Annotated in this window: 17 protein-coding genes; 12 read left to right on the forward strand and 5 right to left on the reverse strand. The window is 57.0% G+C overall.

What is annotated here, in order from left to right; translation table 11 throughout:
• Positions 1–12: 12 nt before the first annotated feature.
• Positions 13–930, forward strand: coding sequence for a cation diffusion facilitator family transporter (locus KGFNPO_RS00615; RefSeq protein WP_472632637.1), 918 nt, complete (start codon positions 13–15; stop codon positions 928–930).
• Positions 931–948: 18 nt separating this feature from the next.
• On the opposite strand, the gene KGFNPO_RS00620 is transcribed toward KGFNPO_RS00615, so the two are convergent.
• Complete coding sequence (locus KGFNPO_RS00620) at positions 949–1821, reverse strand: Rossmann-like and DUF2520 domain-containing protein (RefSeq protein ID WP_472632638.1); 873 nt, start codon at positions 1819–1821, stop codon at positions 949–951.
• A gap of 78 nt (positions 1822–1899) precedes the next feature.
• Positions 1900–2589 carry a Crp/Fnr family transcriptional regulator gene (locus KGFNPO_RS00625; protein WP_472632639.1) on the reverse strand — a complete coding sequence of 230 codons (690 nt, stop codon included), beginning with the start codon at positions 2587–2589 and terminating at the stop codon, positions 1900–1902.
• Positions 2590–2777: 188 nt separating this feature from the next.
• Between KGFNPO_RS00625 and KGFNPO_RS00630 the strand changes: the two genes are divergently transcribed.
• From KGFNPO_RS00630 to KGFNPO_RS00675, 10 genes are all read left to right on the forward strand, one after another.
• Positions 2778–4733 (forward strand): AMP-binding protein, encoded by a 1956-nt coding sequence (locus KGFNPO_RS00630; RefSeq protein ID WP_472634534.1) that lies wholly within the window; start codon positions 2778–2780, stop codon positions 4731–4733.
• A 24-nt stretch (positions 4734–4757) separates the two neighbouring features.
• Complete coding sequence (locus KGFNPO_RS00635; protein WP_472632640.1) at positions 4758–5564, forward strand: ABC transporter ATP-binding protein; 807 nt, start codon at positions 4758–4760, stop codon at positions 5562–5564.
• 127 nt (positions 5565–5691) lie between these two features.
• On the forward strand, positions 5692–6606 hold the full coding sequence (locus KGFNPO_RS00640) for a branched-chain amino acid ABC transporter permease (protein WP_472632641.1): 915 nt from the start codon (positions 5692–5694) through the stop codon (positions 6604–6606).
• A 201-nt stretch (positions 6607–6807) separates the two neighbouring features.
• Positions 6808–7884 carry a branched-chain amino acid ABC transporter permease gene (locus KGFNPO_RS00645; protein ID WP_472632642.1) on the forward strand — a complete coding sequence of 359 codons (1077 nt, stop codon included), beginning with the start codon at positions 6808–6810 and terminating at the stop codon, positions 7882–7884.
• Positions 7885–7956: 72 nt separating this feature from the next.
• Positions 7957–9279: an ABC transporter substrate-binding protein gene (locus KGFNPO_RS00650; RefSeq protein WP_472632643.1), complete on the forward strand. Its 1323-nt coding sequence runs from the start codon at positions 7957–7959 to the stop codon at positions 9277–9279.
• Between the two features lie 152 nt (positions 9280–9431).
• A complete protein-coding gene (locus KGFNPO_RS00655; protein WP_472632645.1) occupies positions 9432–10235 on the forward strand; it encodes an ABC transporter ATP-binding protein in 804 nt (267 codons plus the stop codon).
• A gap of 101 nt (positions 10236–10336) precedes the next feature.
• A complete protein-coding gene (locus tag KGFNPO_RS00660; RefSeq protein ID WP_472632646.1) occupies positions 10337–11587 on the forward strand; it encodes a phenylacetate--CoA ligase family protein in 1251 nt (416 codons plus the stop codon).
• 131 nt (positions 11588–11718) lie between these two features.
• Positions 11719–12285, forward strand: a complete 567-nt coding sequence (locus KGFNPO_RS00665) for a hypoxanthine-guanine phosphoribosyltransferase (RefSeq protein WP_472632647.1) — start codon at positions 11719–11721, stop codon at positions 12283–12285.
• Between the two features lie 345 nt (positions 12286–12630).
• Positions 12631–12909: a hypothetical protein gene (locus KGFNPO_RS00670; protein WP_472632648.1), complete on the forward strand. Its 279-nt coding sequence runs from the start codon at positions 12631–12633 to the stop codon at positions 12907–12909.
• Positions 12910–13418: 509 nt separating this feature from the next.
• The gene (locus KGFNPO_RS00675) at positions 13419–13946 is read left to right on the forward strand and encodes an REP-associated tyrosine transposase (RefSeq protein WP_472632649.1); all 528 of its coding nucleotides are present in this window, start codon (positions 13419–13421) and stop codon (positions 13944–13946) included.
• Between the two features lie 98 nt (positions 13947–14044).
• Here the strand turns inward: KGFNPO_RS00675 and KGFNPO_RS00680 are convergent, their stop codons facing one another.
• Positions 14045–14416, reverse strand: coding sequence for a type II toxin-antitoxin system VapC family toxin (locus tag KGFNPO_RS00680; protein WP_472632650.1), 372 nt, complete (start codon positions 14414–14416; stop codon positions 14045–14047).
• A complete protein-coding gene (locus KGFNPO_RS00685; RefSeq protein ID WP_472632651.1) occupies positions 14413–14610 on the reverse strand; it encodes a type II toxin-antitoxin system VapB family antitoxin in 198 nt (65 codons plus the stop codon). The genes KGFNPO_RS00680 and KGFNPO_RS00685 overlap by 4 nt, the downstream gene beginning before the upstream one ends.
• Positions 14611–14958: 348 nt before the next feature.
• Between KGFNPO_RS00685 and KGFNPO_RS00690 the strand changes: the two genes are divergently transcribed.
• Complete coding sequence (locus KGFNPO_RS00690) at positions 14959–16641, forward strand: long-chain-fatty-acid--CoA ligase (RefSeq protein WP_472632652.1); 1683 nt, start codon at positions 14959–14961, stop codon at positions 16639–16641.
• A gap of 198 nt (positions 16642–16839) precedes the next feature.
• Here KGFNPO_RS00690 and KGFNPO_RS00695 read toward each other — a convergent pair whose 3' ends face one another.
• On the reverse strand, positions 16840–17118 hold the full coding sequence (locus KGFNPO_RS00695) for a hypothetical protein (protein WP_472632648.1): 279 nt from the start codon (positions 17116–17118) through the stop codon (positions 16840–16842).
• Positions 17119–17275 lie beyond the last annotated feature (157 nt).

The raw sequence follows: 17275 nt of genomic DNA on the forward strand, positions 1-17275 counted from the left end.
ATGCAACCAACCATGGCTGAACTCCCGGAAAACCACGAGCACGACACGCCGCACAAGCAGCAGGCGGCGCGGCGCAGTATTCTGGTCAGCGTCTTCGTCAATCTGATATTGACTGCGCTGCAAGTCACGGCCGGCCTGTTCGCCGGTTCGCAGGCGCTGATTGCCGACGGCATCCATTCGCTCTCGGATTTGCTGGCTGATTTTGTCGTCCTGCTGGCCAGTCGGCACAGCAGCAAGGCGGCTGACGCCGATCATCATTATGGCCATCGCCGTTATGAAAATGCGGCGTCGCTGGTGCTGGGCGGCCTGTTGCTGGCGGTTGGTCTGGGCATGCTGTGGGCAGCCTTCGTCAAGATCGAATCGCCGCACGCGATTCCCCAGGTCCATATGATTGCGCTGTATGTGGCGCTGGGCGCTTTGCTGTCCAAGGAGTTGCTGTTTCGCTACATGCTGGCGATTGCCAAGCGCCTGCGCTCTTCGCTGTTGGTCACCAACGCCTGGCATGCCCGCTCGGATGCGGCGTCTTCGCTGGTGGTGGCGCTTGGGATTGGCGGCAATCTGCTGGGTTTTCCGTTGCTGGACCCGATCGCGGCGCTGGTGGTGGGCCTGATGGTGACACGGATGGGCGCTATTTTTGCCTGGAATGCCTTGCATGACTTGATGGACCGCGCGGTCTCAGTCGAAGAGATCGCCGCCATCGACCAGACGCTGCGCCAGACTCCCGGAGTACTGGGATTGCACGACTTGCGCACGCGTCGGGTGGGCGACCTTGCCATCGTCGATGTGCATCTGGAGCTGGATGCCGGCATGACCGTAGCGCAAGGCCACGATATCGCCGTCGATGCGCGCCAGCGCGTGATGGCGCGGCATCAGGTGCTCAGTCTGATGACCCACGTCGATCCGGTGGCGCCAAAAGTCTGTCGAGATTAGGAATGCGAAGCGGGCGAGTCAAGGACTGCGCCGTTGCGCCAGTCGTTGGGTGGCATCTGCCAGCGCGCCATACAAGTTTCCAGCCGCGCCATCCCAGGCCGCAACCGCCGCTTGCTGTTTGGCTACGGTGACCAGATCGCCGCGCGCAATCGGTCCCGTCAGCGCCTGTTCGGGACCGAGCCTGAAAATGTTGGCGAGGGTTTCAGTAATCAGCGGCTGCGCCATCTGGCGCGCCAGATCGGGCGCGATGCCGGCGGCAATGTAAGCCCGCAGCGCAGTATCGATAATCGTCGTCAGATAATTGCAGGCAAACACCGACGCCGCGTGATACAGCGTCTTGGCGCTGGCATCGAGCGGCACCGGCTGCGCGCCAATCGCCAGCAAAGCCGGCTGTAGTATCTGCAACGCGCGCGGGTCGCCTTCGACGCCGCAAAACGTGCCGGAAAATTGCTGCGCCACCGCTTCGGCATCGGCAAAGCTGCGCACCGGATGCACGCTTGCCACCGCCGCACCGCAAGCGGCTGCGGCCGCCAATGCTTGTGACGACAGCGCGCCGCTGCAATGAAACACGATACTGTTTTTGCTTAGCAAACCCGTTGCCGCCAGCGCCGCGCAAGCCGCGCTGATTTGGTCGTCCGGCACGCCCAGCAGCGTGACATCAGCAATTCGCAATGCCGCCATATCGGAGCAAGCCCGGCCGACGCCGACGCCAGTACCGACGCCGATAAACGCCACCGCGTCGCTGGCGCTGGCCTGCGAACGGGTCAGCACATCCTGCAGCAGGAACACGTTTTGTTGCGTAAACAAGCGCCCCAGCACCCGGCCGACCCGGCCGCAACCGATGATATTCAAGCTGGGCTTCAGATCCTGAGCGATTTTCGATATTTGCATATACTATAATCTGTATTATTTAATAACGCATAGTATATATGCGGAAAACATGGTAAGTAATGCCATACTCCCTGTTTTTTAAGATGCATGAAAGGTGCGCAAGCCATTCACATCGACGATCAGGATGCCGCCGTAATCGACCCGCAACAAGCCGGCTTTTTCCAATACTTGCAGCGCCTGGTTGGCGCGCTGGCGGGAGGTGCCGGACAAGTAGCCGATTTCTTCCTGCGAAATTTGCAAATGGCTGGCGCTGCCCGGATACAGGTGCGGATTGAACATGCTAGCCAGACAGCGCGCCACGCGCGCGTCGACATCGAGCAAGCGGTCGTATTCGACGGTGGCGATGAATTGCCCGAGTCGCTCGTTGAGCTGCATCAGCAGGAACTGGGTAAACGGCAAACTGTGATCGAGCAGCCAGCGAAACGTGCTGCCGGGCATGCGTGCAATCCTGCTGTCGCGCAAGGCCATCACGTCATATTTGCGCGGTTCATCCTTGAGCAGCGAGCCCTCGCCGAACCAGCCGCCGGTAGGCACTCCGGTAAAAGTCACCGATTTACCATTCAAAGACAGGTTGTTGATTTTGACCAGGCCATCGATGACGCCGATCCAGGCTTCGACTTTTTCGCCTCTGTGACAGACGTAACCGCCGGCCGGAACCTGTTGCTCGATGATGTCGGTTTCAACATGCTGCATCTGCAGCGGGGTTAAACATTGCGCCCAGATAGTCTGGCGCAGCGCATCTAATAAGCTCGAACGGGGAATTGTCATGGTGCGTCGCAATATCGAAAGTCGCTAAATTGTCGCTACATTGTCCTTGAGATGACAGCAGCACTGCATCCTGCAGCCTATTATCATCCCATAAATACACGGTGCGTTGAAGTAACAGACACTGTAAGACCGACGTAAGCGTACTGTCTGAAACTGGCAGTCGCAATACATATAAGAGGTTGGAGATGATGGAGACAAAACAAAGTCCGGGGGGACTTACTTTTCCCCGGCTATTGCTGCAGCACGCACAAACGCGTCCAGGCAAACCCGCTTACCGCGAAAAAGATCTGGGCATCTGGCAAACCTGGAACTGGCTGCAAGTCAATGAAGAAGTGCGTGCGCTGGCCTGCGGCCTGGCGGCGCAAGGCTTTCAGCGCGGCATGCACCTGGCGATTGTCGGCGACAACCGGCCGCGCCTGTACTGGGCAATGATTGCCGCCCAATGCCTGGGCGGGATTGCGGTGCCCTTGTATCAGGACGCGCCCGCCGCCGATATGGCGTATGTACTGGACAATGCCGAAATCTCTTTCGTGGTGGTGGAAGACCAGGAGCAGGTCGATAAGCTGATGGAGCTCAAGGCCCAATATCCGGGCGTGGCCCACATCGCTTATGAAGACGAGCGCGGCATGCGCCATTACGCGCAATCGGAACTGATCTCTTACCGCAAGCTGCAAGAGCTAGGCCGTGACTATGACCGCGCCCATCCAACTTTCTTTATGGATACCGTCAACGCCGGCCAGTCCGATGATGTTGCCGTCATGCTGTACACCTCCGGCACTACCGGCAAGCCAAAAGGCGTTTGCCAGACCCATGCGGCGCTGATCTCTGCGGCGACTGGCGGCGCCTCGTTCGACAAGCTCACCGAAAACGAAGATATCCTGTCCTACCTGCCGATGGCATGGGTCGGCGACAACCTGTTTTCCTATGCGCAAACGCTGGTGGTCGGTTTCACCGTGAATTGCCCGGAATCGAGCGAAACCGTTTTGAACGACTTGCGTGAAATCGGCCCGACCTATTATTTTGCGCCGCCGCGGGTGTTTGAAAACATGCTGACTTCGGTGATGATCCGGATGGAAGACGCCGGTGCCATCAAGCGCTGGATGTTCCATTACTTCATGGAAGTGGCGCGCCGGGTTGGGGTCGATATCCTGGATCGCAAGCCGATCTCGATGCTGGATCGGCTGCAATATACGCTGGGCAATCTGTGCATTTACGGCCCGCTGAAAAACGTGCTGGGACTCAGCCGGGTGCGGGTCGCGTACACCGCCGGCGCAGCCATCGGTCCCGACCTGTTCCGTTTCTATCGCTCGATCGGGGTCAATCTGAAGCAGTTGTACGGCGCTACCGAAACCTGCGCTTATGTCTGCCTGCAGCCGGACGGCAATATCAAATTCGACAGCGTCGGCCTGCCGGCGCCGGGGGTCGAAGTCAAGCTGTCCGAGAATGGCGAAGTGCTGGTCAAATCGGTCGCGATGCTCAAGGAATATTACAAACGCCCGGACGCCACCGCCGAGGTGATCGATGCGGAAGGTTACTTCCACACTGGTGACGCCGGCATTTTCGACGACGACGGCCATCTGAAAATCATCGACCGTGCGGCCGATGTTGGCAAGATGCACAAGGGCGACATTTTTGCCCCTAACTACATCGAAAACAAACTTAAATTTTTCCCCTTCATCAAGGAAGCGGTTGCCTTCGGCAGCGAGCGCGATACCGTGTGCGCCTTTATCAATGTCGATATCGCAGCGGTCGGCAACTGGCTGGAACGGCGCGGCATTGCCTATTCCGGTTATGCCGATCTGGCCGGCAAGAAGGAAACTTACGACCTGATCAACGAGTGCATCGAAAAGGTGAATGCCGACCTGGCCACCGAGGCGATGATGTCCGGCACCCAGATTTACCGTTTTCTGGTGCTGCACAAGGAGCTCGACCCGGACGACGACGAACTGACCCGCACCCGCAAGGTGCGACGCAAGTTCATCGCCGAAAAATACGCGGTGTTGATCGACGCCCTGTATGCCGGCAAATCCAGCCAGTTCATCGAGACGCTGGTGAAATTCGAAGACGGCCGGCAGGGCAATGTCAGCGCCGATCTGCAAATCCGCGACGTCAAGACCTTCCCGCCGCTCCATAAAGCCGCGTAAGCCAGAGATAGGGACACCAGCATTATGACGACTGAAAATAACATGGTTAGCCGGCGCAAGATCGGTGAAGTAATCCTCGACCTGCAAGGAATTTCACTCTCGTTCGGCGGCGTCAAGGCGCTGACGAATATTTCCTTCGATGTCAAACAGCACGAAATCCGCGCCATCATCGGCCCCAACGGCGCCGGCAAGAGTTCGATGCTCAACGTGATCAATGGCGTGTATCACCCGCAATTGGGCGACATCGTGTTTCACGGCAAGCGACGCCACGAGATGGACCCGACCAAGGCCGCGAGCCAGGGGATTGCCCGTACTTTCCAGAATATCGCGCTGTTCAAGGGCATGTCGGTGCTGGACAACATCATGACCGGGCGCAATACCAAAATGCGCTCCGGCTTTCTGGCCAATGCGCTGTGGATTGGGCCGGCCCGGAAGGAAGAGAACGAACATCGTCAAAAGGTCGAGGAAGTGATCGACTTCCTGGAAATCCAGCACATCCGCAAGACGCCGGTCGGACGCTTGCCCTACGGCTTGCAAAAACGGGTCGAACTGGCGCGCGCGCTGGCCGCCGAGCCCAGCATGTTGCTGCTGGACGAGCCGATGGCCGGCATGAACGTGGAAGAAAAACAGGACATGTGCCGTTTTATCCTGGATGTGAATGACCAGTTCGGCACCACCATCGTGCTGATTGAACACGACATGGGGGTGGTGATGGATATTTCGGACCGCGTGGTAGTGCTCGATTACGGCAAGAAAATCGGTGACGGCACGCCGGCTGAAGTCATGAGCAATCCTGACGTGATCAAAGCCTATCTCGGCACCTCGCATTAGATTCCAGTTACTGACCGCACTCTCCCGCAAGCGAATCGCATGGCGATTCGGGCACCAGGAAAAGCCATGCCGGGAGAGGCGAGCGAAGTGAGTCGCTACGCGGCTTTTACGTTAAAAGGATAAAACGATGCAATTCTTTTTTGAAGTCACCATCAACGGCCTGCTCTCGGGTTTGATGTATTCACTGGTCGCGCTGGGCTTTGTGCTGATTTATAAGGCTTCCGGCGTGTTCAATTTTGCCCAGGGCGCAATGGTATATTTCGCCGCGCTGGCGGTGGTTGGCCTGATCGACATGGGCCTGCCGATATGGATTGCCATCATCGGCTCCTTTTTGGTGATGTTGGTCATGGGTTTGGCGACCGAGCGTTTTGTGCTGCGCAAGCTGGTCAATCAACCGCCGATCACACTGTTCATGGCCACCATCGGCCTGACTTTCTTCCTCGAAGGGCTGGGCCCGCTACTGTTCGGCAACGAGGTGCGCGCGATCAATCTGGGCATCGTCGATGAACCGATCGACGCCATCATGGAAAGCACCGGCTTGATCATTTCCAAATTCGACCTGTTTGCCTCCGGCACCGTGCTCTTGCTGGTCACCGTGCTGACGCTGTTTTTTCAGAAAACCAAAATCGGCCGCGCATTGCGGGCGGTGGCGGACGACCATCAGGCTGCCCTGTCGCTGGGCATTCCGCTGCAGCATATCTGGGCCATCGTCTGGGGTGTGGCGGGCTTTGTGGCGCTGGTTGCCGGGCTGCTGTGGGGCTCGCGCAACGGGGTGCAGTTCGCGCTCACGATGACTGCGTTGAAAGCCTTGCCGGTGCTGATCCTGGGCGGCTTTACTTCGGTGCCGGGAGCAATTGTCGGCGGCCTGATCATCGGCGCTTCCGAGAAGCTGGCGGAAATCTATATTCCACCGGTGATGCAGGATATGTTCGGGGGCAACTTCGGCGGCATCGAAGGCTGGTTCCCGTACGTGTTTGCACTGATTTTTCTGCTGTTTCGGCCGGAAGGGCTGTTTGGCGAAAAACATATCGATAGGGTGTAGTTTTGTAGGTTGGGTTAGCGGCTTCATCGCGTAACCCGACATTTGCGGCTGGGAATGTCGGGTTACGCTATCGCTAACCCAACCTACAGATTCCGACTCGTTTTGCTTGAGAACTGCTTAACAGCAGTTAAGCAGTTAATAACTGATACGACAGAAACAACAGCGTTGCAAGCGCGGCTTGCGCGCCAAGGAGAAGAGCCCATGCTTTACCGTGAAACCGGCCAGTTCAAGACTTCGTATGTAGCCGATAGTCAGATTTTCCCGATTCGCCAAGACCGTATCGGCGTCGGCTTGTTGCTGGCGGTAGCCTTTCTGGTAGTGCCGCTGGTGGCCAGCGAGTACTGGTTTTCAGCTTTGCTGATTCCATTCCTGGTGTTCGCGCTGGCCGCCCTGGGCTTGAATATCCTGACCGGCTATTGCGGCCAGCTGTCGCTCGGCTCGGCTGCTTTCATGGCGGTGGGCGCGTATGCAGCCTATAACTTCCAGCTGCGCATCGAAGGCATGCCGATTTTGCTGTCGTTCGTGATGGGAGGGCTGTGTGCGGCTGCGGTGGGCGTGCTGTTTGGCTTGCCATCACTACGCATCAAGGGTTTTTATCTGGCGGTGGCAACGCTGGCGGCGCAATTCTTCGTGGTCTGGGTATTGACCAAATTTTCCTGGTTTTCGAACAACAGTTCCTCCGGCGTAATCGATGCGCAAAAGCTGGAAATGTTCGGCTATGCGATCGACACCCCGATGCAAAAATATTTGTTCGTGCTGGCAATCGTCTCAGTACTGGCGCTGCTGGCCAAAAATCTGGTCAGGTCTTCCACCGGGCGCGCCTGGATGGCGGTGCGCGACATGGATGTCGCCGCTGAAGTGATCGGCATTCCGCTGATGCGCACCAAGCTGCTGGCGTTTGCGGTCAGTTCGTTTTATTGCGGAATGGCGGGTGCACTGTACGCTTTTTGTTATCTGGGTTCGGTCGAGCCGGATGGCTTTTCGCTGGATCTGTCATTCAAAATCCTGTTCATGATCATCGTCGGCGGCGTCGGCAGCATTCTCGGCTCGTTTCTGGGCGCTGCGTTTATTTTGCTGCTGCCGATCTTTCTCGACAACCTGCTGCCGCCGCTGGCGGAGCTGCTGCACCTGCCGTTCACCAATGCCAGCGTGTCGCATATTCAGATGATGGTGTTCGGCGGCCTGATCATTTTCTTCCTGATCGTCGAGCCAAACGGCCTGGCGCGCCTGTGGCAAATCGCCAAGGAAAAGCTGCGTTTATGGCCGTTCCCGCATTGATCCCAACTTTTTTACCAGCACCACGTACCTTGCACCACGTTTTATCCGCTTATAAATATGAAGGAGACACGCATGAAACCCATTAAAAAAATCCTGCTGGCTGCGGCCGCTGTAGCTACTTTAGTGCTGCCAATCGGCCAGGCGCTGGCGCAAGCGAATGAACAGTTCATCGCGCTGCCGAGCTACCGCGTCGGCCCGTACGGCGCCAACGGTCAGGCCTATTACGGCGGCATGATTGACTACATGACTTACGTCAACATGAAAGAAGGCGGCATCAATGGCGTCAAGCTGGCGTGGGAAGAATGCGAGACCGAGTACAACAACGCCAAGGGCGTCGAGTGCTACGAGCGCCTGAAGGCCAAGGACCCGGTTGCGCACGGCACCGTTTTCAACGTGATGGCGACCGGCATCACCTATGCGCTGATCGAAAAATCAGTCCAGGACAAAGTGCCGCTGCTGTTCCCCGGCTACGGCCGTACCGATGCGGTGGACGGATCGGTGTTCCCGTGGGCGTTTCCGCTGGTGACTACGTATCAGATGCAGATATCGGCCATCGTCAAGTTCCTGGCGTCGAAAAACAAAGGCTCGCTGGCCGGCAAGAAAATCGCCTACATGTATCACGACTCGGCCTACGGCAAGGAGCCTATCGCCGCGCTGGATGCCGAAGCCTCGCTCGGCAAGTTCAAGGTGATACAGATTCCGGTCGCCCATCCCGGCAATGAGCAGGGTGCGCAGTGGCTCAGGATTCGCCAGGAAAAACCGGATTATGTGATTTTCTGGGGCTGGGGCGTGATGAACCAGACCGCAATGAAAGCGGCGCAGAAAGTCGGCTACCCGCGTGACCAGATGATCGGCTCCTGGTGGGCAGGCTCGGAAGAGGATACGGTGCCTGCCGGCGAAGCCGCCAAGGGTTACATGAGCGCCACCTGGAATGTTGCCGGCGACACGCCGCCAGCGATTGCCGGCATCAAGTCGGCCGTGTATGGCGCCAACAAGGGCAATATGCAGGACAAGAACAAGGTCGGCTCGGTGCTGTACAACCGCGGCGTATCGATTGCGATTGTCACCGTTGAAGCAATCCGCAACGCGCAGGCGAAATTCGGCAAGGGCAAAACCATCACCGGCGAACAGATGCGCTGGGCGCTGGAAAACCTCGATTTGAACAATGCGCGTCTGAAGCAGCTCGGTGCAACTGGTTTGTTGCCTGAAATCAAGACTTCCTGCCAAAACCATGAAGGCTCGGGCAAGATCAAGATCCAGCAATGGGATGGCAGCAAATGGGTCATGGTGTCAGACTGGATCGAAGGCAACAAGAATCTGATCCATCCGCTGTTTAAGGCTAGCGCAGCCAAGTATGCAAAAGAAAAAGGCATCACTCCGGGCTGCATGAAGTAATCCGGATCGTGCGCGGCGAGCCGGTTCCGGCTTGCCGCTCAGAGCCACTCAGAGCCAATAAGTGCAGGAAGTAGGGGGCGTTATGCGCACCCTGCTTCTAACCAGCGCAGCAAAAAAGCACAGCAACACGTGTAGCAAAAAGCGGAGCCGACATGAGCGCAGGACTAAGCATCAACAATATCGAAGTCATTTATAACCACGTGATTCTGGTCCTCAAAGGCGTGTCGCTGGAGGTCCCGGAAGGCAAAATCGTGGCCTTGCTGGGTGCCAACGGCGCCGGTAAAAGCACCACCCTGAAAGCCATTTCGAATCTGCTGGCGGCCGAACGCGGCGATGTCACCAAGGGCAGCATCGAATACCGCGGCGAGCGGATCGATCAGCTGACGCCGAATGGCCTGGTCAAGCGCGGCGTGATCCAGGTCATGGAAGGCCGCCATTGCTTCGCCCATTTGTCGATTGAAGACAATCTGCTGACCGGCGCTTATACGCGCGAGATCAGCAACGCCGAGGTGAAAGTCGCGCTGGAAAAGATTTACGACTACTTCCCGCGCCTGAAAACCCGCCGCAAGTCGCAGGCCGGTTACACCTCGGGCGGCGAACAGCAAATGTGCGCGATCGGCCGCGCGATGATGGCCAAACCGTCGATGATCCTGCTCGACGAGCCGTCGATGGGGTTGGCGCCGCAGATCGTCGAAGAGATCTTCGAAATCGTCAAAGACCTCAACAGCAAGGAAAACGTGTCTTTCCTGCTGGCCGAACAAAACACCATGGTGGCGCTGCGCTACGCCGACTTCGGCTATATCCTGGAAAACGGCCGGGTCGTGATGGAAGGCAAAGCCAGCGATCTGGCCACCAATGAAGACGTGAAAGAATTTTATCTCGGCATCTCCGGCGCCGGGCGCACCAGTTTCCGCGACATGAAGTTCTACCGCCGGCGCAAACGCTGGCTGGCCTGATGGTCGTACGGTGCGCATGACGCACCGTACGCTTTTTCCAGCACTACTCACTCGATTACACCTCTGCTCACCAGCGCTTGCGCCCCTGAAATAGGTTCCCCATGTCCGAATATCTTGATGCACTAGAAACCCGTGCGCCTGACGCCCGCGAATGCGAGCTGATGCTGCGCCTGCCCACATTGATTGCGCTGGCGCAACAGGCTCCCGGCTGGCAGCGCATCCTGGGCCAGACGGTGGCCGCCGACATCACTTCGCGCACCGCGCTGGCGCAATTGCCGGTGACGCGCAAATCGGACCTGCATGACTTGCAGCAGCAGTCGTTGCCATTCGGCGCGATGACCACCAGTGCGCCAGCGCGGATGCGCCATTTGTTCATGTCGCCGGGGCCGATTTTCGACCCGGAAGGGCAGGGCCAGGATTGGTGGCGCTTTGCGCGGCCGCTGCATGCGCTGGGCATGCGCGCCGGGCAAGTAGTGCAAAACTGTTTTTCCTACCACTTCACGCCGGCCGCTTTCATGGTCGAAAGTGCGGCGGCGCAACTCGGTTGCCCAGTGATCCCGGCCGGCAGCGGCCAGACTGAAATGCAGGTGCAGGCGATGGTTGCGCTCAAGCCCGATGCCTATGTCGGCACCCCGAGTTTCCTGAAGATCATCGTCGAGAAGGCGATGGAGATGAGGGCCGATATCAGCAGCGTGCAGCGCGCGCTGGTTGGCGCTGAAGCGCTGCCGCCGTCGCTGCGTAAATGGCTGCAAGAGCATGGCGTGCCGCACGTGCTGCAGTTGTATGCGTCGGCCGACATCGGCAATATCGCTTTTGAAACCGAAACCGACGGCCGGGTCAATCCCGGCATGGTGCTCGATGAAGACATCCTGCTCGAAATCGTGCGCCCCGGCACTGGTGATCCGGTGCGGGAAGGTGAAGTCGGCGAAATCGTCGTCACTTCGTTCAATCCCGATTATCCGCTGATCCGCTTCGGCACTGGCGATCTGTCGGCGATCCTGCCGGGTATTTCACCGTGCGGTCGCACCAATATCCGCATCAAAGGCTGGATGGGCCGTGCCAACCAGACCACCAAAGTGCGTGCGATGTTCGTGCATCCGTCGCAAGTAGCGCACATCGTCAACCGCCATCCGGAAATAGCCAAGGCGCGGCTGGTGATCTCCGGCGTCATGGCCAATGACATCATGACGCTGCATTGCGAAGCAGCAGAAACGCTGTCGGACGCCACCGTGCTAGCCATTGTCGAGACCATCCGCGATGTCACAAAATTGCGCGGCCAAGTGCAACAAGTGGCACTCGGCACGCTGCCCAACGACGGCATCGTGATCGAAGACGCGCGCAAGTATGAGTGAATAGTTGATTCAAAGCTGACGGTACGTTGACGGTTAATTGACGGCTAATGGGCAATTGAAGCGGTGTTGCCGTTGCGGATTTGGTGGCACAATTCGATTCCCGTCATTTTCACCGTCAGCGAGATTACCGTATGCCGCATTCCCACGCACAACAGGCCCGAGAGATTCTCGCCAATGCCGAACTGATTTTTGATGAAACCGCAGTTCAGGCGGCGGTGGACCGGATCGCCGCCGACCTCAATGCACGCTTCGACCATGCCGATAGCGAAGCCTATCCGCTAGTCCTGGGCGTGATGGGCGGCGCAGTCGTATTCGCAGGCCAGTTGCTGACGCGCCTGAAATTCCCGCTCGAATTCGATTACATCCACGTCACCCGCTATGGCAATCAGGATCAGGGCGGCCATATCGAATGGAAAGTCGAGCCGCGCGCCGATGTCCGCGGCCGCACTTTGATCGTGCTGGACGACATTCTCGACGAAGGCGAAACCCTGGCGCACGTCAAGCAACGATTGCTGGACATGGGCGCCAAGGAAGTGGTGCTGGCGGTGTTTTCGGACAAGGATATCGGCAAGAGCAAGCCGGTCGCGGCGGATTATGTCGGTTTGGTGCTGCCCAACAAATTCGTCATCGGTTTCGGCATGGACGCCTACGGTTACTGGCGCAACCTCGGCAGCATCTGGGCGATTAAGCCGAAGTAGTGTGATGTGCTGGTAGGTGCGAATTTATTCGCCTTGGTTCGCATGGAATAGGAAGCGTGCGAATAAATTCGCACCTTGTATGCTGATTTATAAGATGTTTGGTGTTTGTTTGGATAGGCGCCAAAGACATCGGAAGGAGCGCGCAGCGCGACTGCAGATGTCTTTGGCGCGCCGCAGCAAAATGCACTATGCCGCATTCCAGAACCTGACACCAAGAGCAAGAGAAAGGACCTGCATATTGATGTAGTCTGTAAAAGTTCATTGGGGAAGCCGTTGCGCCCTAAAGCCAGGCACCCTAGCTGAGCTTGTGCCGTAGATTGGCTCCCCGCCCTATTCGCCCATTCCGTGGAGTATCGAAGGCTTAGAGCCTGCATCGACAAGGACGGCAATCACTATATTCGTGCCGCTCTGTATATGCCGGCTCTCAGCGCGAAAGCACATGATCCTTACGTCAAAGCGTTCTTCGAGCATCTCCTCTCCATGGGCAAAACCCCCATGCAAGCCGTTTGTGCTGTGATGCGCAAATTACTGCATGCCTTGCACGGGATGATCACCAATAACCAGCCTTTCGACAACACCCGGTTCTATGCAACACCGAGCAAAATTAATCCTGTTTCAAACTAAAAATCACTTGATTTTGAACAGAGTATCTACGGTGTATGGATTACGGCCTTTAATCCACAAGGTTTCCAAAGGTTTGAAAATTGGTTGCCCAAAAGAATTTAGGCGGATACATTTGCAAAATGCAAATTAAATCACGTTAGGGTCAGAATGACGGACAGGGGAAAGCGTTTAACCGGTTGGTTTTTTATCACGCTAGGAGCATTCGGCCTTTTACTTTCCATCTGGAGCATTATTCATTTTTCTCCACCACCGCCAACGACCTCATATTTCAGGGCAGGTTTCGCCAAATTGTTGGTTGCTATGTTTGGTGTGCCGGGTGGGTATGTTGCATTTGAAGCGATATTTGGGGTTGTTTCAGCTTTGATACTGTGGTTGGGCCTTAATGTACGAAAGCCCTAACATGGCATTCGATATGGACGCGCGAACTCGTGCTCGTCCAGGGCTGTAGGCCCGTAGGGCGGAAAAGCGCAGCGCCTTCCGCCGCATGAAACTTCAGGCACACTTCATCCATGCCAGATTACCGCCGCAACCGCGTCCCTGGAGGGACGTATTTTTTCACCGTTAATCTGCTCGAACGGCGTAGCGGCTTGCTGGTCGAGCACATCGGCGCCTTTCGTGAAGCGGTGCGACAGGTGCGTGCGCGCCGGCCATTTCACATCGATGCGTGGGTAGTGTTGCCGGACCATACCCATTGCATCTGGACTCTTCCACCCGGTGACAGCGACTATTCCGCCCGCTGGAAAGCGATCAAGATTGCCTTTTCGAAGTCGCTACCGAAAACCGAGCGCTTGTCGGCGGTACGTGCACGCAAAGGCGAACGTGGCATTTGGCAACGACGATTTTGGGAGCATACGATTCGCGATGAGCGGGACTATGCGGCGCATGTAGATTACGTGCATATCAATCCGTTCAAGCATGGACTGGTGCAGCAGGTAAGCGCATGGCCCTACTCGTCATTTCATCGATTAGTGACTGCGGGGATTTATCCGAATAATTGGGCCGGCGAGGTGCCTGACTTGGCTGCCGGCGAAAGATAGGCGTAGGCATGCGGCGGAAGGCGCTGCGCTTTTCCGCCCTACTTGCTACGCTTGCCCCTACCGAGCTTGGCCTTGGCCATTAATTTTTCCTTAGCAAGTTAATGCGTCAGGTTTGCGGACAAACCAAGCCGGGCACTTGCCGCAAGCAGACGCTTATCACGCGTCCATAGCGACGCGCCGGGTGAAAGCCGCACAGCGGCCAATAAGTGAGCGTCGATATAGCCAATTCCGATTCCGAACAGTGCATTTTGGGCGATGAAACGCATAACTTCCTCATCGGTGGCAACACCCGCTTGTGGCAAGTCTTGCAGGGAACTCAGGACCATATCGCGATTTTGCAAGTTGCCCAATGCCAGTTCGCCCGTCACGAACCGGTGACCCAGCACCTGGCCCGCGTTCAAAAGTCCCGTTAATCCCGCATCACCGTACCGCAAGTGGTCGATCCAGACCGACGTATCAACCAGAATCACGCTGGCTCCGACTGGCGTCGTGGGACGGTATCGAGCAAAGGTTGCGAGCCTCCCAGTAAGGCCAGCCGTTTGGCGCTCTCGCGCTGAATTAATGCCTTGAGAGCTTCGCGCACTAAAGCAGTCTTTTCCATTGGGCCGGTAAAAGACTGGGCCTTTTCCAACAATGCATCATCAAGTACAAGTGTGGTGCGCATATCGCTCTCCGTAAGTTTATGCACAAATTCTAGCATCAAATGATGCCAGAATAAATGCATAGCGTTGTATGGCCTTAGGGCGGAAAAGCGCAGCGCCTTCCGCCCTACCTAACTTTAATCCCGTACAACAACGCCGCAAAAAACACAAGCCCATGAAATTTCACTGAGCTGAAAAATAGCACGACCGGTCAAAAATTTTACCCGGCAGCGTCCGCAGCGCCCTTTGTCCAGCTAAAATGCCAAAGTGCTTGCGCTGGACAGCTCCCCGGATGACTCCGGTGTAAGCCGCCCGGCCAGCCTGGCACCGCCGCCAAACATCGACCAGCTCAACCTAGCGCAAGGAATTACATGAACAACAGCCCGTGGCTGCAGTACTACCCAGCCGGCGTACCCGCCACCATCGACGTCAGCAAATACAGTTCCATCGTGGCCCTGCTGGAAGAAAGCTTTAGCCTGTACCGGGCGCGCCAGGCTTACGTGTGCATGGACAAGGCGATCACCTACGGCGACATCGACACGCTCTCTGCCGCGCTCGGCGCCTGGCTGCAGTCGCGCGGTCTGCAACGCAATGATCGGGTTGCAGTGATGCTGCCCAACGTGCTGCAATATCCGGTCGCGGTGGCGGCCATCCTGCGCGCCGGTTTTATCGTGGTCAACGTCAATCCGCTGTACACCCCGCGCGAACTGGAACACCAGTTGCGGGACGCCGACGTGCAGGCAATCATCATTCTGGAGAACTTTGCCAGCACTTTAGAGGAAGTGCTCCAACATATGTCGATCAAGCACATCTTGCTGGCAAGCCTGGGCGACATGCTCGGCGCCATCAAGGGCGGCATCGTCAATTATGTGCTGCGTAAGCGCAAGAAAATGGTGCCGGCCTATGCGCTGCCTGGCGCAGTGCGCTTCAACGGCGCGATCAAGCTGGGCCGCACGCTGCGTTTGCACCGACCGGAGATCAAGGCCGACGACGTCGCCGTGCTGCAATACACCGGCGGCACCACCGGCGTATCCAAGGGTGCGACGCTGCTGCACAGTTGCATCCTGGCTAATCTGCTGTCCACCCAGGCCTGGATGCAACCCGGCCTCGACCGCAAGCCGATCGACGGTCAGTTGACGCTGATTTGCGCGTTGCCGCTGTACCACGTGTTCGCCTTCGTCACGTGCGGCCTGCTCGGCATGCGCACTGGCGGTCTGGTGGTTTTGATCCCGAATCCACGCGACATTGCGGCCACGGTCAAGACGCTGTCGAAATATCCGCTGCAGTTTTTCCCGGCGGTCAATACCCTGTTCAATGCGCTGGCCAACAACGCCGAATTCGCCAAGCTCAATTTTTCGCAACTGTCGATGACGGTCGGCGGCGGCACTTCGGTGCATGCATCGGTGGCGCAAAAATGGCTGGAAATCACCGGCTGCCCGATTGCCGAAGGCTACGGGCTATCGGAAACCGCCTCCGCCGTAATCTGCAATCCCGCCACGCTGCAGAAGCACAGCGGCACCATCGGCTTGCCGATGCCGAGCGTCGAAGTGCGCCTGCTGGACGACGACGGCCGCGACGTTGACGCTGGCGCGCCCGGCGAAATCGCGCTGCGCGGGCCGCAAGTAATGCAGGGCTACTGGCAGCGGCCACAAGAAACGGCAGACGCGATGACGCCCGACGGTTACTTCAAGACCGGCGACGTCGGCATCATGGACGAGCGCGGCTTCATCAAGATCGTCGACCGCAAGAAAGACATGATCCTGGTGTCCGGCTTCAACGTCTATCCGAACGAGATCGAGGAAGTGGTCGGCGCGCACCCGGACGTACTCGAATGCGCGGTCATCGGCTTGCCGGACCAGCACTCGGGCGAAGCAGTCAAGCTGTTCGTGGTGAAACGCAATCCGGCGCTGACCGCCGAGGCGCTGAAAGAGTATTGCACGCACCAACTGACCGGCTACAAACGACCGAAGCAGATTGAGTTCATCGGCGAATTACCGAAAACCAACGTTGGCAAGGTTCTGCGCCGCCAGTTGCGCGACCATAAAGGTATTTGATCTTATACTACGCTTTGTATTTTTATGTACCGCAATGAATATATGCTGAAATAGCCGTGTTTTTGCATATACTCACTATAAAATTTATACAAAAAGTAGTGCAATATGCGACGCATGGTAGATATTCTGCTCACAATCACGTCTTTTCCCCGTTGAGACAGCCGCGCCGTAGATACTCTGTTCAAAATCAAGTGATTTTTAGTTTGAAACAGGATTAATTTTGCTCGGTGTTGCATAGAACCGGGTGTTGTCGAAAGGCTGGTTATTGGTGATCATCCCGTGCAAGGCATGCAGTAATTTGCGCATCACAGCACAAACGGCTTGCATGGGGGTTTTGCCCATGGAGAGGAGATGCTCGAAGAACGCTTTGACGTAAGGATCATGTGCTTTCGCGCTGAGAGCCGGCATATACAGAGCGGCACGAATATAGTGATTGCCGTCCTTGTCGATGCAGGCTCTAAGCCTTCGATACTCCACGGAATGGGCGAATAGGGCGGGGAGCCAATCTACGGCACAAGCTCAGCTAGGGTGCCTGGCTTTAGGGCGCAACGGCTTCCCAATGAACTTTTACAGACTACATCAATATGCAGGTCCTTTCTCTTGCTCTTGGTGTCAGGTTCTGGAATGCGGCATA

The sequence above is a fragment of the Gelidimonas diazotrophica genome, assembly GCF_055694025.1.

Bases quoted from the DNA above. Each gene is read 5' to 3' on its own strand.
- KGFNPO_RS00615 (WP_472632637.1), top strand. From the start codon at position 13: ATGGCTGAACTCCCGGAAAACCACGAGCACGACACGCCGCACAAGCAG.
- KGFNPO_RS00620 (WP_472632638.1), bottom strand. From the start codon at position 1,821: ATGCAAATATCGAAAATCGCTCAGGATCTGAAGCCCAGCTTGAATATC.
- KGFNPO_RS00625 (WP_472632639.1), bottom strand. From the start codon at position 2,589: ATGACAATTCCCCGTTCGAGCTTATTAGATGCGCTGCGCCAGACTATC.
- KGFNPO_RS00630 (WP_472634534.1), top strand. From the start codon at position 2,778: ATGGAGACAAAACAAAGTCCGGGGGGACTTACTTTTCCCCGGCTATTG.
- KGFNPO_RS00635 (WP_472632640.1), top strand. From the start codon at position 4,758: ATGACGACTGAAAATAACATGGTTAGCCGGCGCAAGATCGGTGAAGTA.
- KGFNPO_RS00640 (WP_472632641.1), top strand. From the start codon at position 5,692: ATGCAATTCTTTTTTGAAGTCACCATCAACGGCCTGCTCTCGGGTTTG.
- KGFNPO_RS00645 (WP_472632642.1), top strand. From the start codon at position 6,808: ATGCTTTACCGTGAAACCGGCCAGTTCAAGACTTCGTATGTAGCCGAT.
- KGFNPO_RS00650 (WP_472632643.1), top strand. From the start codon at position 7,957: ATGAAACCCATTAAAAAAATCCTGCTGGCTGCGGCCGCTGTAGCTACT.
- KGFNPO_RS00655 (WP_472632645.1), top strand. From the start codon at position 9,432: ATGAGCGCAGGACTAAGCATCAACAATATCGAAGTCATTTATAACCAC.
- KGFNPO_RS00660 (WP_472632646.1), top strand. From the start codon at position 10,337: ATGTCCGAATATCTTGATGCACTAGAAACCCGTGCGCCTGACGCCCGC.
- KGFNPO_RS00665 (WP_472632647.1), top strand. From the start codon at position 11,719: ATGCCGCATTCCCACGCACAACAGGCCCGAGAGATTCTCGCCAATGCC.
- KGFNPO_RS00675 (WP_472632649.1), top strand. From the start codon at position 13,419: ATGCCAGATTACCGCCGCAACCGCGTCCCTGGAGGGACGTATTTTTTC.
- KGFNPO_RS00685 (WP_472632651.1), bottom strand. From the start codon at position 14,610: ATGCGCACCACACTTGTACTTGATGATGCATTGTTGGAAAAGGCCCAG.
- KGFNPO_RS00690 (WP_472632652.1), top strand. From the start codon at position 14,959: ATGAACAACAGCCCGTGGCTGCAGTACTACCCAGCCGGCGTACCCGCC.